The organism is Enterobacter sp. UNJFSC 003 (assembly GCF_036903355.1).
Classification (GTDB): domain Bacteria; phylum Pseudomonadota; class Gammaproteobacteria; order Enterobacterales; family Enterobacteriaceae; genus Enterobacter.
Window position 1 is genome coordinate 1,252,347 of record NZ_JBAKHK010000001.1, and the last position, 14,949, is coordinate 1,267,295.

Consider the following 14,949-nt stretch of genomic DNA (forward strand, 5'->3'; position numbering starts at 1 on the left):
TCTTAGCGTGGTTTAACCCGACACAGGGCTTGGGCACCTGCCCGTAACGTCGCCTCATCCTTCGCAAAAGAGAGACGAATCAATTTATTATCCGTACCGTCCGCATAAAACGCCGACAGCGGAATGGTGGCAACGCCGCACTCGGTGATCAATCGCTTTACCATGTCGTTGTCGCTTTCATCGCTGAACTGGCTGTAGTCGGCCAGCATGAAGAACGAGCCTGCACTCGGCAACAGCGTAAACGGTGAATCGGCCAGCAGACTGTGCAGCAGGTCGCGCTTGCGCTGGTAAAACGCCGACAGCGACAGCCAGGTTTGCGGATCGGCCATATGTTCCGCAAACGCATGCTGCATTGGCGTATCGGCAGAGAACATCAAAAATTGATGGACCTTGCAAATTTCCTCCATCAGCACCGCAGGCGCAACACAATACCCTACGCGCCAGCCGGTAACGTGATAGGTTTTTCCGAAGGATGAAATAATCACGCTTCGCTCCGCCAGCTGCGGGTGCGTGGCCATACCGTGATGCGGTTCACCGTCGAAAACGACGTGCTCATACACTTCATCAGACAAAATAATGATGTCGGTATTGCGGGTCACCGCCACCAGCTGCTGCAGGTCATTGGCCGAGAAAACCTGGCCGCTCGGGTTGTGCGGCGTATTAATGATGATCATCCGCGTTTTCGGCGTGATTGCCGCCCGAACTTCATCCCAGTTCACGGCGAAATCGGGCACCGTCAGCTTGATGGCTACGGGCGTTGCCCCCTGCAGGCGCACAATGGGCGCGTAGCTATCAAAAGAGGGTTCGAAGTAGATAACTTCATCCCCCGGATGAACAAGCCCGCTGATTGCCGAATAAAGCCCCTCGCTGGCGCTGGCGGTCACCAGCACTTCGCTGCCCGGGTCGTAGTGGGTGCCGTAGAGGGCGGCAATTTTATCAGCGATGCGTTCTTTCAGCGGCTGCAGACCGGTCATTGAGGCGTACTGGTTATGCCCCGCTTCCATCGCGCGGGTTACCCCGGCGACCAGCTTCGGATCGCAGGAAAAATTGGGAGCCCCTTGAGAAAGGTTGATAGCGTTATGCTGGGCAGAAAGCTGGCCGATAACGGTAAAAATGGTGGTGCCTACGTCGGGTAATTTAGAGCGGGTTTGCACCGGTGTCTTCAAAGTCATTGTCTGTCCCTTCTCATGGCTATTGCATAACTATTCAAACAATAACTGCGCTGTCGGAACAATCGAATTGTTGTCATAATAGCCATGATAAAAATGCATAGCTGAGGTATTTTCATGTCGCGCCGTTCATTCCCGCTTAACGCTATCGATGCTTTTTTAGTTACCGCGCGTCATCTCAATCTGACCCATGCCGCCCGAGAGCTGTGCCTGACGCAGGGGGCCGTCAGCCGCAAAATCGCCTCCCTTGAGGCGTGGTTTGGTTTCCCTCTCTTTGAGCGCCACGCGCGGGGGCTGCGCCTCTCTTCACAGGGCAGCGCCCTGCTTCCGGAGCTACAGGCCACCTTTGAGCATTTGCTGACCGTGGCCGAACAGGCGCGTTCGCAGCAAACCGTGATCCGTCTAAAAGCCCCAACCTGCGCGATGCGCTGGCTGGTGCCGCGTTTGCTGGAGGTTGAGCGCGAACAGCCCGATCTCCAGATCGCCTTAACCACCACCACCGAGCACAACGTCAATTTCAAGACCGAATCTTACGATGCAGCCATTGTTTTTGGCACCCACATGAACGCGGGTGATTTACTGTTTGAAGAAGCCCTGACGCCGGTTCTCAGCCCCATGCGTGCGGGTTCCCCCCTGGAATCGCTGACCTTTCTCCACCCAACGCGAGACAAGACCGACTGGTCGTTGTGGCTCGCAAAGCAGGCGTATCCGGCAATGGTTATGCACAAAAATCAACACTTCGATACGATGGATCTCGCCATTACTGCCGCCATTCAGGGGCTGGGCGTGGCCATCGCTGACGAAACGCTGGTAGAAGAAGATGTCCGTGCGCGAAGGCTGACGCGGCCTTTTGACACGAGCATTAAGACGGGTGCGAGCTATCGGCTGGTATTACGTGAATCGCCAGGCACAGAAAATGGCCTGGCGGCGTTTCGTACCTGCCTGCTTAATCGAGGCTAACGTGGTGTTTCATCACCCGTTTGAACAGGCTCATGCGGGCACGCATAAAGCGGTTCGCAAGCCTAAAACCTGCATGTTTATTCACGCCTATGCGTAACAGAACGTCACGCCCTTTACGACAGGCAGGCCAGTGCGTCGGTCCCGATAAGATGTCGCCCTTCCCGGCCTCGCGCGCGAAGTTCACCCAGTAGTCCGCCACCTGAGCCGAAAACTGCAGATCGCGGGCATTCACGTAGTGACGCGAGGGTTCTATCCGCCCGAGGTTATCGAAAACGTAGGGGATTTCATTGCCGTGCCAGGCACCGTTGATGTAAGTGGCATGTTCTGCTTCTGCCACATAATCAAACCAGTAGCGCCAGCACAACCCGCCTGCGCGCTGCTGCGCCTGCATCACCACATAGCCCATGGTCGTAAACGCCATATCACGGCACACCTGCCTTCCCAGCTCTTCATCCCCTTTCACACCGGGATAGAGCAGTTTAATCAGACCCAGGCCGAAACGCCGCTCGCGGCGCAGCTTTTGAATTTGCCCGGCGAGATCAATACCAAATATCCCCATCACGCTGGCTTCGTCACTGTTTGAGCCAATCATGATCGGAACAGGATGCTGGCGTGCGGCAAAGAAAACATCGAGCATCGCTTCCGGCAGGACGCAATCGCCGACGACAGGCGCAGGGGCAACGTTTAGCGGAGCCGCCAGCGGCCAGAATGCCTCCGGCGGAATAGCGCGTAATTGATCGGCAGTCGCGTTTTCCAGCCCAAAATGGTTGGCCAGCGCTTCCCCTTTTTGCAGGGCTTGCCCGCGAGGCGTATCCGGTAAGGTGTAGCCGCTTTGAACAATGGCTTTATGGAACAATCCTTCTGCCAGCGGGGAGGCCAGCAGTGACAGCACGCTACGCGCGCCGGCAGATTCGCCAAACAGGGTCACGCAATTCGGGTCGCCACCAAAGGCGGCAATATTGTCCCGCACCCATTCAAGGGCAGCGATCTGGTCGAGCAGCGCAAAATTATGCACCACGCGATCTTCTTCCCCCTCCAGTGCCGGATGGGCAAAAAAGCCAAGATGGCCCAGACGGTAGTTAAGGGTGACCACAACCACGCCACGACCAGCAAGCGTTTTGCCGTTGTAGGGCGGGAGCCCACCCGCGCCGAGGGTAAACCCACCGCCGTGCAGCCAGACCATCACCGGAACGGGCGTCGTGCGCTCAGCGGGGGACCAAACGTTTAGATAGAGACAATCTTCAGAAAACTGGCCGGGATCGCCACCGCCTAGCTCCTGGCAATACTCGCTGCTTTGCCAGCTTGAGGACGAGAATGCCGTCGCATCGCGCACGCCCTCCCACGAGGCTGGCGGTCGCGGAGAGCGCCAGCGCCAGTTGCCAACAGGCGGCGCTGCATAAGGGATCCCGTACCATGCATGAACATCATCATCAGTAAAACCAGCCATTGCGCCGCAGCGCGTTTCAACCACAGGGGTGGAGGGATATTGCATAACAACCTTCTTATTCCAGCACACCCCTGAAGATTAACGGTTTTAGAGCAAACCGCAACGCTGTTTGCTGCGCGTTTCCGCCTCCTGATAGAGGGTGAACTCATCGTAAACGTTGCTTCCCAGTGCTGCCTCGAACGCATCGCGGCTGGCATTGCCGTGGCTGCGCGCCTGGGTTTCATTGCCTAGATTAGACTGGAAAATCCCCGCTGCGCTGACGGGCAGAAAGTCTTCGTAGGTGATCGGCTGGGCGACGACCCATCCGCGTTCGATCAAGGGCTGCGGATCGTCTCCCGGTCGAAACGCGTGACGATGCGCTTCCCCCGCAGGCGTCAACCGGTAGCGGAAATAGGCCAGCGCCTGACGACGCATCAGCAGTTCGCTGTCAGGAAACGCGCTAAACACCTCCTGCAAATGCAGCTGGTGAATCAGGTTGTCTTTGCCGGTCCCGGCCTGCCCGAGCAGGCTGTCATACAGCGCGCGCCCCTTTGGCGTAAGCGCAACGCCGCGCTGTTCAATTTCGCCGAAGCGGGCGGTGTGAGTGCCTTTATGTTCCCCGGCGAACAGTACCGGCTCCTCCAGCGCTTTAAAGCTGGTTTGACGCAGTAACACCGGCACGTCACGACGCGGCGGTCCTTCAATCAGTATTTTCGGCTCGATACCGTACTTCGGCATGAGCTCCTGCACCCGGTCAATGTCCAGCGTGCGCGGCGTAAGGTGATTAATGTGACAGCCAGGGAAGCAGACCACATCTGCGATCAGCCGGTGCTCGTGGCTCAGCGCCAGATAGGTTTCCTGGTCAACCGTGGCATGCCGATGCCAGCGGAAGGTCTCTATGGCTTCTTTAACAAACTCGCGCGCCTGCGGGTCGGTAAAGTGCCCTGCCGCTTCATGCTGGTCAATAAGTTCCAGGCAGCGCGGCGTAAAGATGTTGCGCTGCGAGAGGATCGTCGCCGCCCGCTCCCGTAGGGCCGCGTTTTCAATCAGCTCAAGGCGCAGCAATGAGGTAAAAATGCGAAATGGATTACGGCACAGCGCCGCATCCTCAACCGGACGAAACGCCGTTGAGTGGACGGGAACCCCCGCCTGCGAGAGATCGTAATAGCTGACCGGGTACATCCCCATAATGGCAAACATACGGCGCAGGGTGGAAAGCTCTTGCGCCGTGCCAACGCGTATAGCGCCGTGGCGTTCGACGTTCAGGCGCGCAAGCTCATCGGCGTTCGCCAGTTGTTCATGTAAAAGCGGGTTATTTTCCAGAACCGCCAGGTTTACGTCCGCCACCAGCTCAAGCAAGGTGCCGTACTGCGGAACTTCCTGCTGGTACATCGCCGACATAGCCTGCGAAAAGAGTTCCCGAATATCATCAGCCGTGATGGTGTTCGCCATGATGTCATGCCTCCAGTGAATATTACCTGGAGTGTAGAGAAGCCCGTTCCTTGCGGCGGGAAGAATTTACGATTTGTGATCTTAAGACACCGATGCTCAAAGCGTGTCCGCCAGCTTGATGAAGGCCAGCACAAATCCACCTTTTTTCTTTCAAATTCGGATTCTTTTACATTTTTTATTTCCAGAATATACGCCTCTGGAATTACCCGCGCTAACACAGCAGGTTACACATTGCCAATCAAATATAAAATTGGCAAGCGAAGCGTTAATCCAAGCTGATATTCCTCACATCAATCATGTTGCGTTTGACGCATCACTTTCAGCGACTAGAGTTATTAATCGAACGACGAGTGATACGGAATACTTCTGTATCGTACTGACATAACCAATATTTAATATGAGGTTTAATATGGCAGAGCATCGTGGTGGTTCCGGTAATTTCGCTGAAGACCGCAATAAAGCATCAGAAGCTGGACGTAAAGGCGGCCAGCAAAGCGGTGGGAATTTTAAAAACGATCCGCAACGCGCGTCTGAAGCAGGTAAGAAAGGTGGACAGAATAGTCACGGCGGAGGCCGTAAATCTGATAATTCCTGATCTTACTTAATACCCAGAGAGCAAGCTGCGGGCCGTCAGGCTCGCAGTTCCCTAACGATTATACCGGAGCATAAATATGAATATGAAAAGTATCGAAGATGTCTTTATTCATCTCCTCTCAGATACTTACAGCGCCGAGAAACAACTTACCCGAGCACTTAGCAAACTCTCACGTGAAGCGTACAGCGAGAAGCTCAGCGCCGCGTTTAAAGCCCATTTGGAAGAGACTCACGGTCAGATTGAGCGTATCGATCAGATCGTGGAACAGGAACAGGGCCTTAAAATCAAGAGAATGAAATGCGTGGCGATGGAAGGGCTTATCGAAGAAGCCAATGAGGTCATTGAAAGCACTGAGAAAAATGAAGTACGTGATGCAGCATTAATTGCAGCGGCACAAAAAGTAGAGCACTACGAAATTGCCAGCTACGGCACGCTTGCCACATTAGCTGAACAACTGGGGTACAAAAAAGCCGTTAAACTTCTTGCCGAAACGCTTGAAGAAGAGAAAGAGACCGATCTTAAACTCACCGAGTTGGCCGTAGGAAATATTAACCAAAAAGCGCAGAAATGACGCTATAACGCAGGTTAAATAAAATGAGCATCAGTCCCAGGACTATTAAACGGTGCCATTTAGCGGCAGCCATAATATGGTTATTCCTCGCCATACCGTCTTTAATATGGTGGAAGAACAGCGTGTTATGGGTCATTATTATCAGTATTTATGCCAATATAGTCGGCCATTTATCCGGCTATACTGCCGCACGTGCTGACCAAGCTGCTGAAAGTGAGACCAAATAACCTAGCCACTGCTGAGGATATTATTATGAATCACGTAGAACACTATCATGACTGGCTACGCGATGCCCATGCGATGGAAAAGCAAGCGGAATCTATGCTGGAGTCCATGACCAGCCGTATCGATAATTATCCCGACGTCCGTTCCCGTATTGAACAGCATCTCAGTGAAACAAAACGGCAAATTACGGTGCTGGATGAGATCCTCGATCGTAACGATATTTCCCGTTCGGTCTTAAAAGATTCCATGAGCAAAATGGCCGCCCTCGGCCAGTCCATTGGCGGCATGTTCCCTTCTGATGAAATCGTCAAAGGCGCTATCAGCGGCTACGTTTTCGAGCAGTTTGAGATTGCCTGCTACACCTCGCTGCTGGCGGCTGCTAAAAAAGCGGGCGACACGGCTTCAGTCCCAGCCATTGAGGCAATCCTGGCGGAAGAGCGTGAGATGGCCGACTGGCTGATTAACCACATCCCTCAAACCACGGAGCAGTTCCTGCTGCGGTCAGACGCGGACGGCGTGGAAGCGAAAAAATAACCAGGGAGAGCGACTGTGTTCCGACACGTTAAGCAGTTGCAATACACGGTACGCGTTGCCGAACCCAACCCCGGCCTTGCCAATCTTCTTTTAGAGCAGTTTGGCGGGCCGCAGGGCGAGCTTGCCGCCGCCTGTCGCTATTTTACCCAAGGGTTAAGCGACGACGATCCCGGTCGTAAAGATATGCTGATGGATATTGCTACCGAAGAGTTAAGCCACCTCGAAATTATCGGCACCCTGGTCGGGATGCTGAACAAGGGAGCTAAGGGTGAGCTGGCAGAAGGGGTAGAAAGTGAGGCAGAGCTGTATCGGTCCATGACTGAAAATGGCAACGACAGCCATATCACGTCCCTGCTCTATGGCGGCGGCACGCCGCTCACTAACTCTGCTGGCGTGCCCTGGACCGCGGCATATGTCGATACCATCGGTGAACCGACGGCCGATCTGCGCTCCAACGTGGCGGCCGAGGCGAGAGCGAAGATCATTTATGAACGCCTTATCAACGTTACCGACGATCCCGGTGTGAAAGATGCCCTGGCGTTTTTGATGACCCGAGAAGCGGCGCATCAGCTCTCGTTTGAGAAAGCGTTACAGTCGATTCGCAATAATTTCCCACCAGGCAAATTACCACCCATCGAGGAGTACACAAACAAGTACTACAATATGTCTGAAGGCGGTGAAGTTCGCGGCAGCTGGAACAGTGACAAACACTTCGACTATGTGGAGTCCCCCCAGCCTGCGGTAGACGGTGGAGATGGCAGTGCCAGCGTGACGCTCACGACTGAACAGGCAACGCTTATTAAGGCGATGTCTGCCCGCACGAAGTCCGATCCCAAATCTGACCCGCTGACCGGTGCCGAACTGGGTGCCGGAAAGAAAAAACCGTAATCGGTTTTGCCGGGCAGTGAATGCTGCCCGGCAATGCTTTTGCGCCATCCGTTCCTGAGGTACGGCCCATGTTCGAACTCGATGCGTTTCATCTGGCCAGGATTCAGTTCGCGTTCACCGTCTCCTTTCACATCCTTTTTCCGGCAATTACCATAGGCCTCGCAAGCTATCTTGTGGTGCTCGAAGGCATGTGGCTACGAACCAAAAATGACGTCTGGCGCTCGCTGTACCATTTCTGGCTCAAAATCTTCGCCGTTAACTTTGGGATGGGGGTGGTTTCCGGCCTGGTGATGGCCTATCAGTTCGGTACCAACTGGAGCGGATTTTCCCAGTTTGCGGGCAGCATTACCGGCCCACTGCTGACCTATGAAGTGCTAACCGCATTCTTCCTCGAGGCCGGTTTTTTGGGCGTGATGCTGTTTGGGTGGAACAAGGTCGGCCCTGGCCTGCATTTTTTTGCCACCTGTATGGTCGCGCTGGGCACGCTGATGTCCACGTTCTGGATCCTCGCCTCTAACAGCTGGATGCACACGCCGCAAGGCTTCAGCATTCAAAACGGTCAGGTGATACCCGAAGACTGGCTGGCGATTATTTTTAATCCCTCCTTCCCCTACCGCCTGATCCACATGTCTATCGCGGCGTTTTTAAGTAGCGCACTGTTTGTTGGCGCATCGGGTGCCTGGCATCTTCTGCGCGGTAACGACACGCCTGCCGTGCGTAAAATGTTCTCCATGGCGATGTGGATGGCGCTGCTGGTTGCCCCCATTCAGGCCGTGGTGGGCGATATGCACGGACTGAATACGCTTGAGCATCAACCTGCAAAAATTGCCGCCATTGAAGGACACTGGGAGAACCGCCCCGGAGAAGCCACGCCGCTGCTGCTGTTTGGCGTGCCGGATATGGAGGAAGAGCGCACAAAATACGGGCTTGAGATCCCCGCCCTCGGCAGCCTGATCCTCACCCACAGCCTTGATAAGCAGGTGCCCGCGCTGAAAGATTTCCCGAAAGAAGATCGTCCGAATTCGCTGATTGTTTTCTGGTCGTTTCGCATCATGGTGGGGATGGGGTTGCTGATGATTGCGCTCGGCGCGCTTAGCGTCTGGCTACGCTATCGCCATCGGCTCTACCACTCACGTCCGTTCCACTGGTTTGCCCTGTGTATGGGGCCCGCCGGGCTGCTGGCGCTGCTGGCGGGCTGGGTGACCACGGAGGTGGGTCGTCAGCCCTGGGTTGTGTACGGTTACCTGCGCACCATTGACGCCGTATCCCTGCACAGCACACTGCAGATGAGCATTAGCCTGGCGGCTTTCCTGGTGGTTTATTGCTCGGTGTTTGGCGTGGGCTATGTCTACCTCGCCCGGCTCATTAAGAAAGGGCCACAGCCAGTCGCCAGGCTCACCTCCGACACGTCGGGCACCCCTGCCCGTCCGCTGTCTGCCGCTGAGTCCGTTCCGGAACAGGAGAGAACCTGATGGGCATCGATATCCCGGTAATCTGGTTTGCCATCATCGTCTTTGCCACGCTGATGTACATCATTATGGATGGATTCGATCTTGGCATTGGGATGCTGTTCAGCTTTGTGAAGGACGCCAAAGAGCGCGACGTGATGGTCAACAGCGTCGCGCCCGTATGGGACGGAAATGAGACCTGGCTGGTGCTCGGGGGCGCAGGTCTTTTCGGCGCCTTTCCGCTGGCCTATGCGGTGATTATCGATGCCCTGACGATCCCCCTCACCGCCATGCTGATGGGGCTCATCTTTCGCGGCGTGGCATTTGAATTTCGGTTTAAGGCCACGCCATCGCACCGCACGTTCTGGGATTACGCCTTCGCCGGTGGCTCGTTTCTCGCGACCTTCAGCCAGGGGATTGTGGTCGGGGCGATGATTAACGGGTTCGACGTGGAGGGTCGCCGCTTTGTGGGTTCCTCTCTCGACTGGCTTACGCCGTTTAATCTGTTTTGTGGATTCGGTCTGATGGTGGCCTACACCCTGCTGGCCACCACCTGGCTTATCATGAAAAGCGAAGGGTCGCTGCAAAACCACATGCGCGAGCTTACCCGCAGCGTGCTTCTGGCGCTGATGGGCGTCATTGCGGTGGTGAGCATCTGGACACCCCTCGGGTGGCAGTACGTCGCCGAACGCTGGTTTACGCTGCCGAACTTCTTCTGGTTCCTGCCGGTGCCGCTGCTGGTAGGCCTCTTTAGCCTGTGGATCTGGCGATTAACGCGGAATCCAGCCAGCCACACGCGTCCGTTCCTGCTGACGCTCGGGCTTATCTTCCTCGGCTTTAGCGGGCTGGGCATTAGCCTTTGGCCCCACATCATTCCCCCGCGCATTACCTTGTGGGAGGCCGCAGCGCCTCCGGCGAGCCAGCTGTTTATGCTGGTCGGCACGCTGCTGATTATTCCTGTGATTCTGGTGTACACCGCCTGGAGCTACTATGTGTTCCGGGGAAAAGTGTCTGATACGGAAGGCTATCACTGAGGAGCTCTATGGCAGACTGGCATACGCGAGCCATTATTTATCAGATTGATACGGCTTTGTTTTACGATCTCAACGGTGATGGATGCGGGGATATCGCTGGTATACGCGCGAAGCTGCGCTATATCCGCCGGTTGGGGGCGACGGTTATCTGGATCACCCCATTTTATCTGACGCCTTTCCGCGATGAAGGTTACGACGTCAGCGACCATATGCAGGTCGATCCTCGCTTTGGAAACCTGGCGGACATCATCGCGTTTATTCAACAGGCGCGTGAATTGGGCATGCAGGTGATCGTCGAGCTGCTGATCCAGCATACGTCGGACGCACACCCGTGGTTTCAACGGGCGCGCCGCAATCCGTCGTCGCCTTTTCGTGACTATTACCTGTGGTCCGATAACGACGATGACGATACGCCCCCTATGTTTCCCGGCGTGGAAAAAAGCATCTGGTCGTGGGACGACGAGGCCCAGCAATACTACCGCCATATGTTTTATCGCCATGAACCCGACCTGAATCTCGCCTCGCCTGCGGTGATTAAAGAGATTGAGAACATCATTATTTTCTGGCTTAAGCTTGGCGTGTCGGGCTTTCGTCTGGATGCGGCCACGCACCTGACCAAACAGGCCGGGCGCGGCAATGAGAAACAGGGGCTGTGGATCCTTGAGCATTTGCGTCATCTCGTTGAACGGCATAATCCGAATGCAATCCTGCTCGGTGAAGTCGACGTAGACGTGGAGATCTACCAGGACTACTTCGGGAAGAACGATCGCCTGAACCTGGTGCTGAACTTCTGGCTCAACAAATACTTCTACGTCAGCCTGGCCGAAAAAAGCGCCCGCCCGCTGCGCAACGCGGTGAAGAAAATGATAGTGCCGCCCGATTCCTGCTGCTTCGCTAACTGGCTGCGTAACCATGACGAGCTGGATCTGGAGGGGATTGGCAAAGAAGCCAAACGGTCCGTGCTCGACGCCTTTGCCCCAGATGAAGAGATGTACGTTTACCAGCGCGGTATCCGGCGTCGTCTGGCACCAATGCTGGAGGGCGATCAAAAGCGGCTGGCCTTCTGTCACGCCGTACTCTTCTCCCTACCCGGCGTGCCGGTGATGCGCTATGGCGATGAGATTGGTATGGGGGACGATCTCGCGCTGGAGGAGCGCTATGCCGTGCGCACGCCGATGCAGTGGGCAGGCTCGAAGGGGGGCGGATTTTCTGCGGCTGACCCTGAAAGCTTCATCGCGCCCATCATTGACCGCGGCCCGTACCGCTATCAAAAAATCAACGTGGCAGATTCGCTCCTGCACCGCAACTCGCTTCTGCACCGGATTATCGACATTGCCAACACCCGCTCAGAGTTTCCTGAAATTGCAGCGGCACCGTTTCGCCTCATCACTGTGGATAATGATGCGGTTCTGGGGATCTATTATGAAACCGACGAGCGCAGCATCCTGACCTTCGTCAACTTCAGCGACGCGGCGCTTCAGTTCACCGCGAAAGGCATCCGCCACACGGTCTGGACAGCCTGTCTGGCGGACAAACGCTACGATGAGCCGCGACTTAGCGGAAAAACGCTTCAGCTCAGCCTTGGCGGTTACGGCTATCGCTGGTTCTGGACTCACCGTACCGCGCTGCGCTGATTACTTTTTGCGGGTTATTAACCGGCGCGCTATCACCAGCGCGCCGACGGCGAGCGATCCGAGCAATACGTTACCCGGCAGGCCTGAGGTCACCCGCGCGGCGCGATTTTTTGCTTCTGCGGAAAACGTGCCATGGATTTTATGTACATCGTTAACCGGCCGATCGAGATAATCCTGACGGTCTTCGGCGTTGAGGCTGTCGGTCATTTGCCCTTCCCAGGCCTTCTTCACCACCAGCCGGTCAAGAAAGCCCGGGAAGAAGAATTGCCCGACGATGGACTGGATGGTGCTGCTGCCCACCCACAATTCACGCACCGGCTTTTGCGCCACCTTAAAAATCGCGCTGGCGGCAACCTCAGGCTCAAAGACGGGTGGAACCGGGCGCATGGCCCAGGCAAATTTATTCCTCGCCCACTCAAACTGCGGCGTATTGAGGCCCGGCATCTGCACCATCGAAATCTCAACCCGGCTGTTTTCATGCATCAGCTCGGTACGCACCGCGTCGGAAAATCCGCGGATCGCGGCTTTTGCGCCACAGTAAGCTGACTGAAGGGGAATGGAGCGATAGGCGAGCGCAGAACCGACCTGAATAATGACGCCGCGATCGCGGGGGACCATTAGCTCCAGTGCGGCTCGGGTGCCGTTCACGTAGCCCAGATAGGTTACCTCCGTAACGCGACGAAACTCCTCTGGCGTCATCGTGCGAAACGGTGCCAGCACGGCGGCCATCGCGTTATTCACCCAGACGTCGATAGCCCCGAGGCGGGTTGCGATCTCGTTAGCGGCATCGACAATCGCCTTGCTGTCCGCCACGTCAGCATGGACGGCACAGGCATTCACCCCAAAACGGCGTAACTCGTCCTCGGTGGAGTGCAGACTTTCTTCATCACGGGCAATTATGCCTACATCAAACCCCGCTTTGGCAAAATGCAGCGCCGTGGCTTTCCCCACGCCTGCGGTGCCGCCGGTAATGACAATCACAGCCATACAACCTCCGTCTTCGTTTCAGCCTTACAGTTTCGCGATCAATTCAGCCAGCGCATACCGTACCGCTTTTTCCACCACATCCTGACACTCACCCGAGAACAGGACGGTGCTCGTTTCTGTGCGCCCCTGGATATTCCAGCCAAAGCACACCGTGCCCGCCGCCGTGCCGTCGTCGCCCCCTTCCGGTCCGGCGTAGCCACTGATGGCAATACTGATATCGGCCTGAGCAATATCGCGGATACGGGCGGCCATTTCGGTGACCGTGTGTTCGCTGACGGCGGTATAACGCGCAAGGGTCTCGGGGCGTACGCCCAGGATCCTCTCTTTTGCCTCATCGCTGAATACCACCATTCCCACGTCGTAAAACTCTGCGGTATTCTCTTCAGCGCAGAGCGCAACCGACAGATTTCCCCCCGTGCAGGATTCCGCCGTGGTTAAGCGAAGCCCTAAATCGGTGAGCTTTGCGGCCAGCTTTTTGGTCAACTCGCCAACGGTCTCATGATTATCGTGATTAAGATTATTCATACCGGCGCCTCTTAATTCTCAAACGGAATGATTGAAATATGCCCATTGCGTTCCAGAATAGCGTATTTAATTTCCTTCAACTCCGTAATGCCATTATTTTGACGGGCTGACACCAGAATATCATCGCAGGACACATCCACTTTTCTAAGCTTATCCGTAAGGGGAATTCCATTTTCCACCAAAATGACCGGCGTACCGTCCAGAATATTCTCGACGGGTGAGAAATATTTTTTCATCAGGCCAAATAATATATCCACCACCACCAGCGTGGTAATAGTAATCATTGCGCCGGTGACGGAAAAATCTTGTCCCAGTAATGCCTGCTGCGTAGCTTCGCTGATGATTAGCAGCAGGATCAGGTCGAAGCTGGTCATCTGTAGCAAGGCGCGTCGGCCGGCCACTTTGAATACCACCATCAGAAACAGATAAATTGCCAGGGCGCGAAAGACCATGTCCATATTCGTCTCCTAGGGATAGATAAACTGCCAGAATCGAATCTCTGGCTCACTGTTTACGCCGATCGTATTTGTCCATTTCCCTGCTCTGGAAGGGGTTAAGAAGAGCCTAACGGTGAATTTATCGTTAGATTTTAGGTTGTTATAAATGAAGTAGAGCGTATTTCCCTGGCTGTACATACGGTCAGGCTGTGGCCAGACGCTCCCGGGGTCGTAGACATCGGTCCGCGCCGTTGTCATGCTGACGAGATATTCCCCGGGGGTGTTCACCGGGAACGTAATCTGCACCGGGAACTCAGTTTCACGGCGACCAAAGCGCTCGTAGCTGACCGACAGCGTTTTGGCCGAATTTGTTTTTACGGCGTCACTGATCGCCCCGCTCGAAAACAGCCCGATAATGGCCGCGACAATAACGCCCAACAACACAATAAAACCGACCTGACGAAACGCGTATTCAAACCTCAGCAAGCGATTACTTTCATTTATCCCGAGCACTTTTTCACTTTTACGATTCATGTTAACCGTCACCGTTTCGCTTATTTACCGAAATTTATGATATCTCTAACGAATGTTTTTAAGACTTATCACATTTGCCACATAAAGGAATAGCAACAATACTTAATAAGTCAAGACACGCAAAACTGAGGATATCAGATGAAATTATCAGTCATTTCCGCCTTTTTGATATTTCTGGTTCCCGCTGCTTGGGCAGAAAATAACGGTGGGTTACAAAAAGGGGAAGCCCCACCGCCACCGCATGCGTTGGACAGCGGTTATCGCGGTACGGATGACGCGCGTATTATGACCATTACCCAGGCGAAAGAGATGCATGATGGTGCATCAATCTCCTTACGCGGTAACCTTATTGATGGCAGCGGCGATAAATACGTGTTCCAGGATAAAACCGGAAAAATTGACGTTATTATCCCCAAAGCCGTCTTTGATGACAGAACCGTCAAACCAGACCACATGATCAGTATCAACGGCTCGCTGGATAAAAAATCCTCGAAACCCGTCGTGCGGGTCGACCATCTGCAGAAATAAAC

17 protein-coding genes are annotated in these 14,949 nt (G+C 54.9%); 10 read left to right on the plus strand and 7 right to left on the minus strand.

Going from position 1 to position 14,949, the window contains the following annotated elements; genetic code table 11:
- Nucleotides 1-2: 2 nt before the first annotated feature.
- A complete protein-coding gene (locus tag V5P19_RS05860) occupies nucleotides 3-1,172 on the minus strand; it encodes a pyridoxal phosphate-dependent aminotransferase (protein WP_334401017.1) in 1,170 nt (389 codons plus the stop codon).
- Between the two features lie 114 nt (nucleotides 1,173-1,286).
- Between V5P19_RS05860 and V5P19_RS05865 the strand changes: the two genes are divergently transcribed.
- Nucleotides 1,287-2,129, plus strand: coding sequence for a LysR family transcriptional regulator (locus V5P19_RS05865; RefSeq protein WP_334401018.1), 843 nt, complete (start codon nucleotides 1,287-1,289; stop codon nucleotides 2,127-2,129).
- Here the strand turns inward: V5P19_RS05865 and V5P19_RS05870 are convergent.
- A complete protein-coding gene (locus V5P19_RS05870; RefSeq protein ID WP_334401019.1) occupies nucleotides 2,116-3,621 on the minus strand; it encodes a carboxylesterase/lipase family protein in 1,506 nt (501 codons plus the stop codon). The genes V5P19_RS05865 and V5P19_RS05870 overlap by 14 nt on opposite strands.
- 42 nt (nucleotides 3,622-3,663) lie before the next feature.
- Nucleotides 3,664-5,007 (minus strand): VOC family protein, encoded by a 1,344-nt coding sequence (locus V5P19_RS05875; protein ID WP_334401020.1) that lies wholly within the window; start codon nucleotides 5,005-5,007, stop codon nucleotides 3,664-3,666.
- Between the two features lie 409 nt (nucleotides 5,008-5,416).
- On the opposite strand from V5P19_RS05875, the gene V5P19_RS05880 reads away from it, so the two are divergent.
- From V5P19_RS05880 to V5P19_RS05915, 8 genes are all read left to right on the plus strand, one after another.
- Nucleotides 5,417-5,602 carry a general stress protein gene (locus V5P19_RS05880; protein ID WP_334401021.1) on the plus strand — a complete coding sequence of 62 codons (186 nt, stop codon included), beginning with the start codon at nucleotides 5,417-5,419 and terminating at the stop codon, nucleotides 5,600-5,602.
- A gap of 76 nt (nucleotides 5,603-5,678) precedes the next feature.
- On the plus strand, nucleotides 5,679-6,173 hold the full coding sequence (locus V5P19_RS05885; RefSeq protein WP_334401023.1) for a ferritin-like domain-containing protein: 495 nt from the start codon (nucleotides 5,679-5,681) through the stop codon (nucleotides 6,171-6,173).
- 23 nt (nucleotides 6,174-6,196) lie between these two features.
- The gene (locus tag V5P19_RS05890; RefSeq protein ID WP_334401025.1) at nucleotides 6,197-6,400 is read left to right on the plus strand and encodes a hypothetical protein; all 204 of its coding nucleotides are present in this window, start codon (nucleotides 6,197-6,199) and stop codon (nucleotides 6,398-6,400) included.
- Between the two features lie 25 nt (nucleotides 6,401-6,425).
- Entirely contained in the window at nucleotides 6,426-6,932 is a 507-nt protein-coding gene (locus V5P19_RS05895) for a ferritin-like domain-containing protein (RefSeq protein ID WP_334401027.1), read from the plus strand.
- A gap of 15 nt (nucleotides 6,933-6,947) precedes the next feature.
- Nucleotides 6,948-7,820, plus strand: coding sequence for a manganese catalase family protein (locus V5P19_RS05900; RefSeq protein WP_334401029.1), 873 nt, complete (start codon nucleotides 6,948-6,950; stop codon nucleotides 7,818-7,820).
- A gap of 68 nt (nucleotides 7,821-7,888) precedes the next feature.
- Nucleotides 7,889-9,292 (plus strand): cytochrome ubiquinol oxidase subunit I, encoded by a 1,404-nt coding sequence (locus V5P19_RS05905; protein ID WP_334401031.1) that lies wholly within the window; start codon nucleotides 7,889-7,891, stop codon nucleotides 9,290-9,292.
- Nucleotides 9,292-10,302, plus strand: coding sequence for a cytochrome d ubiquinol oxidase subunit II (gene cydB / locus V5P19_RS05910; protein WP_334401033.1), 1,011 nt, complete (start codon nucleotides 9,292-9,294; stop codon nucleotides 10,300-10,302). The genes V5P19_RS05905 and cydB overlap by 1 nt, the downstream gene beginning before the upstream one ends.
- Nucleotides 10,303-10,310: 8 nt before the next feature.
- On the plus strand, nucleotides 10,311-11,936 hold the full coding sequence (locus V5P19_RS05915; protein WP_334401035.1) for an alpha-amylase family protein: 1,626 nt from the start codon (nucleotides 10,311-10,313) through the stop codon (nucleotides 11,934-11,936).
- Here V5P19_RS05915 and V5P19_RS05920 read toward each other — a convergent pair whose 3' ends face one another.
- Genes V5P19_RS05920 through V5P19_RS05935 form a run of 4 tightly spaced genes read right to left on the minus strand, consistent with a single transcriptional unit; the run spans nucleotide 11,937 to nucleotide 14,419 of the window.
- A complete protein-coding gene (locus tag V5P19_RS05920; RefSeq protein WP_334401037.1) occupies nucleotides 11,937-12,923 on the minus strand; it encodes an SDR family oxidoreductase in 987 nt (328 codons plus the stop codon).
- A gap of 24 nt (nucleotides 12,924-12,947) precedes the next feature.
- Nucleotides 12,948-13,448: a 2-oxo-tetronate isomerase gene (locus tag V5P19_RS05925; protein ID WP_334401039.1), complete on the minus strand. Its 501-nt coding sequence runs from the start codon at nucleotides 13,446-13,448 to the stop codon at nucleotides 12,948-12,950.
- 11 nt (nucleotides 13,449-13,459) lie between these two features.
- Complete coding sequence (locus V5P19_RS05930; RefSeq protein ID WP_334401041.1) at nucleotides 13,460-13,906, minus strand: YetF domain-containing protein; 447 nt, start codon at nucleotides 13,904-13,906, stop codon at nucleotides 13,460-13,462.
- Between the two features lie 9 nt (nucleotides 13,907-13,915).
- Nucleotides 13,916-14,419 (minus strand): hypothetical protein, encoded by a 504-nt coding sequence (locus V5P19_RS05935; RefSeq protein ID WP_334401043.1) that lies wholly within the window; start codon nucleotides 14,417-14,419, stop codon nucleotides 13,916-13,918.
- A gap of 138 nt (nucleotides 14,420-14,557) precedes the next feature.
- On the opposite strand from V5P19_RS05935, the gene V5P19_RS05940 reads away from it, so the two are divergent.
- A complete protein-coding gene (locus V5P19_RS05940) occupies nucleotides 14,558-14,947 on the plus strand; it encodes a YdeI family stress tolerance OB fold protein (protein ID WP_334401045.1) in 390 nt (129 codons plus the stop codon).
- Nucleotides 14,948-14,949 lie beyond the last annotated feature (2 nt).

What these genes read in the sequence shown, in the direction of transcription:
- V5P19_RS05860 (WP_334401017.1), bottom strand. Translation starts at nt 1,172, where the DNA reads ATGACTTTGAAGACACCGGTGCAAACCCGCTCTAAATTACCCGACGTA.
- V5P19_RS05865 (WP_334401018.1), top strand. Translation starts at nt 1,287, where the DNA reads ATGTCGCGCCGTTCATTCCCGCTTAACGCTATCGATGCTTTTTTAGTT.
- V5P19_RS05870 (WP_334401019.1), bottom strand. Translation starts at nt 3,621, where the DNA reads ATGCAATATCCCTCCACCCCTGTGGTTGAAACGCGCTGCGGCGCAATG.
- V5P19_RS05875 (WP_334401020.1), bottom strand. Translation starts at nt 5,007, where the DNA reads ATGGCGAACACCATCACGGCTGATGATATTCGGGAACTCTTTTCGCAG.
- V5P19_RS05880 (WP_334401021.1), top strand. Translation starts at nt 5,417, where the DNA reads ATGGCAGAGCATCGTGGTGGTTCCGGTAATTTCGCTGAAGACCGCAAT.
- V5P19_RS05885 (WP_334401023.1), top strand. Translation starts at nt 5,679, where the DNA reads ATGAATATGAAAAGTATCGAAGATGTCTTTATTCATCTCCTCTCAGAT.
- V5P19_RS05890 (WP_334401025.1), top strand. Translation starts at nt 6,197, where the DNA reads ATGAGCATCAGTCCCAGGACTATTAAACGGTGCCATTTAGCGGCAGCC.
- V5P19_RS05895 (WP_334401027.1), top strand. Translation starts at nt 6,426, where the DNA reads ATGAATCACGTAGAACACTATCATGACTGGCTACGCGATGCCCATGCG.
- V5P19_RS05905 (WP_334401031.1), top strand. Translation starts at nt 7,889, where the DNA reads ATGTTCGAACTCGATGCGTTTCATCTGGCCAGGATTCAGTTCGCGTTC.
- cydB (WP_334401033.1), top strand. Translation starts at nt 9,292, where the DNA reads ATGGGCATCGATATCCCGGTAATCTGGTTTGCCATCATCGTCTTTGCC.
- V5P19_RS05915 (WP_334401035.1), top strand. Translation starts at nt 10,311, where the DNA reads ATGGCAGACTGGCATACGCGAGCCATTATTTATCAGATTGATACGGCT.
- V5P19_RS05920 (WP_334401037.1), bottom strand. Translation starts at nt 12,923, where the DNA reads ATGGCTGTGATTGTCATTACCGGCGGCACCGCAGGCGTGGGGAAAGCC.
- V5P19_RS05925 (WP_334401039.1), bottom strand. Translation starts at nt 13,448, where the DNA reads ATGAATAATCTTAATCACGATAATCATGAGACCGTTGGCGAGTTGACC.
- V5P19_RS05930 (WP_334401041.1), bottom strand. Translation starts at nt 13,906, where the DNA reads ATGGACATGGTCTTTCGCGCCCTGGCAATTTATCTGTTTCTGATGGTG.
- V5P19_RS05935 (WP_334401043.1), bottom strand. Translation starts at nt 14,419, where the DNA reads ATGAATCGTAAAAGTGAAAAAGTGCTCGGGATAAATGAAAGTAATCGC.
- V5P19_RS05940 (WP_334401045.1), top strand. Translation starts at nt 14,558, where the DNA reads ATGAAATTATCAGTCATTTCCGCCTTTTTGATATTTCTGGTTCCCGCT.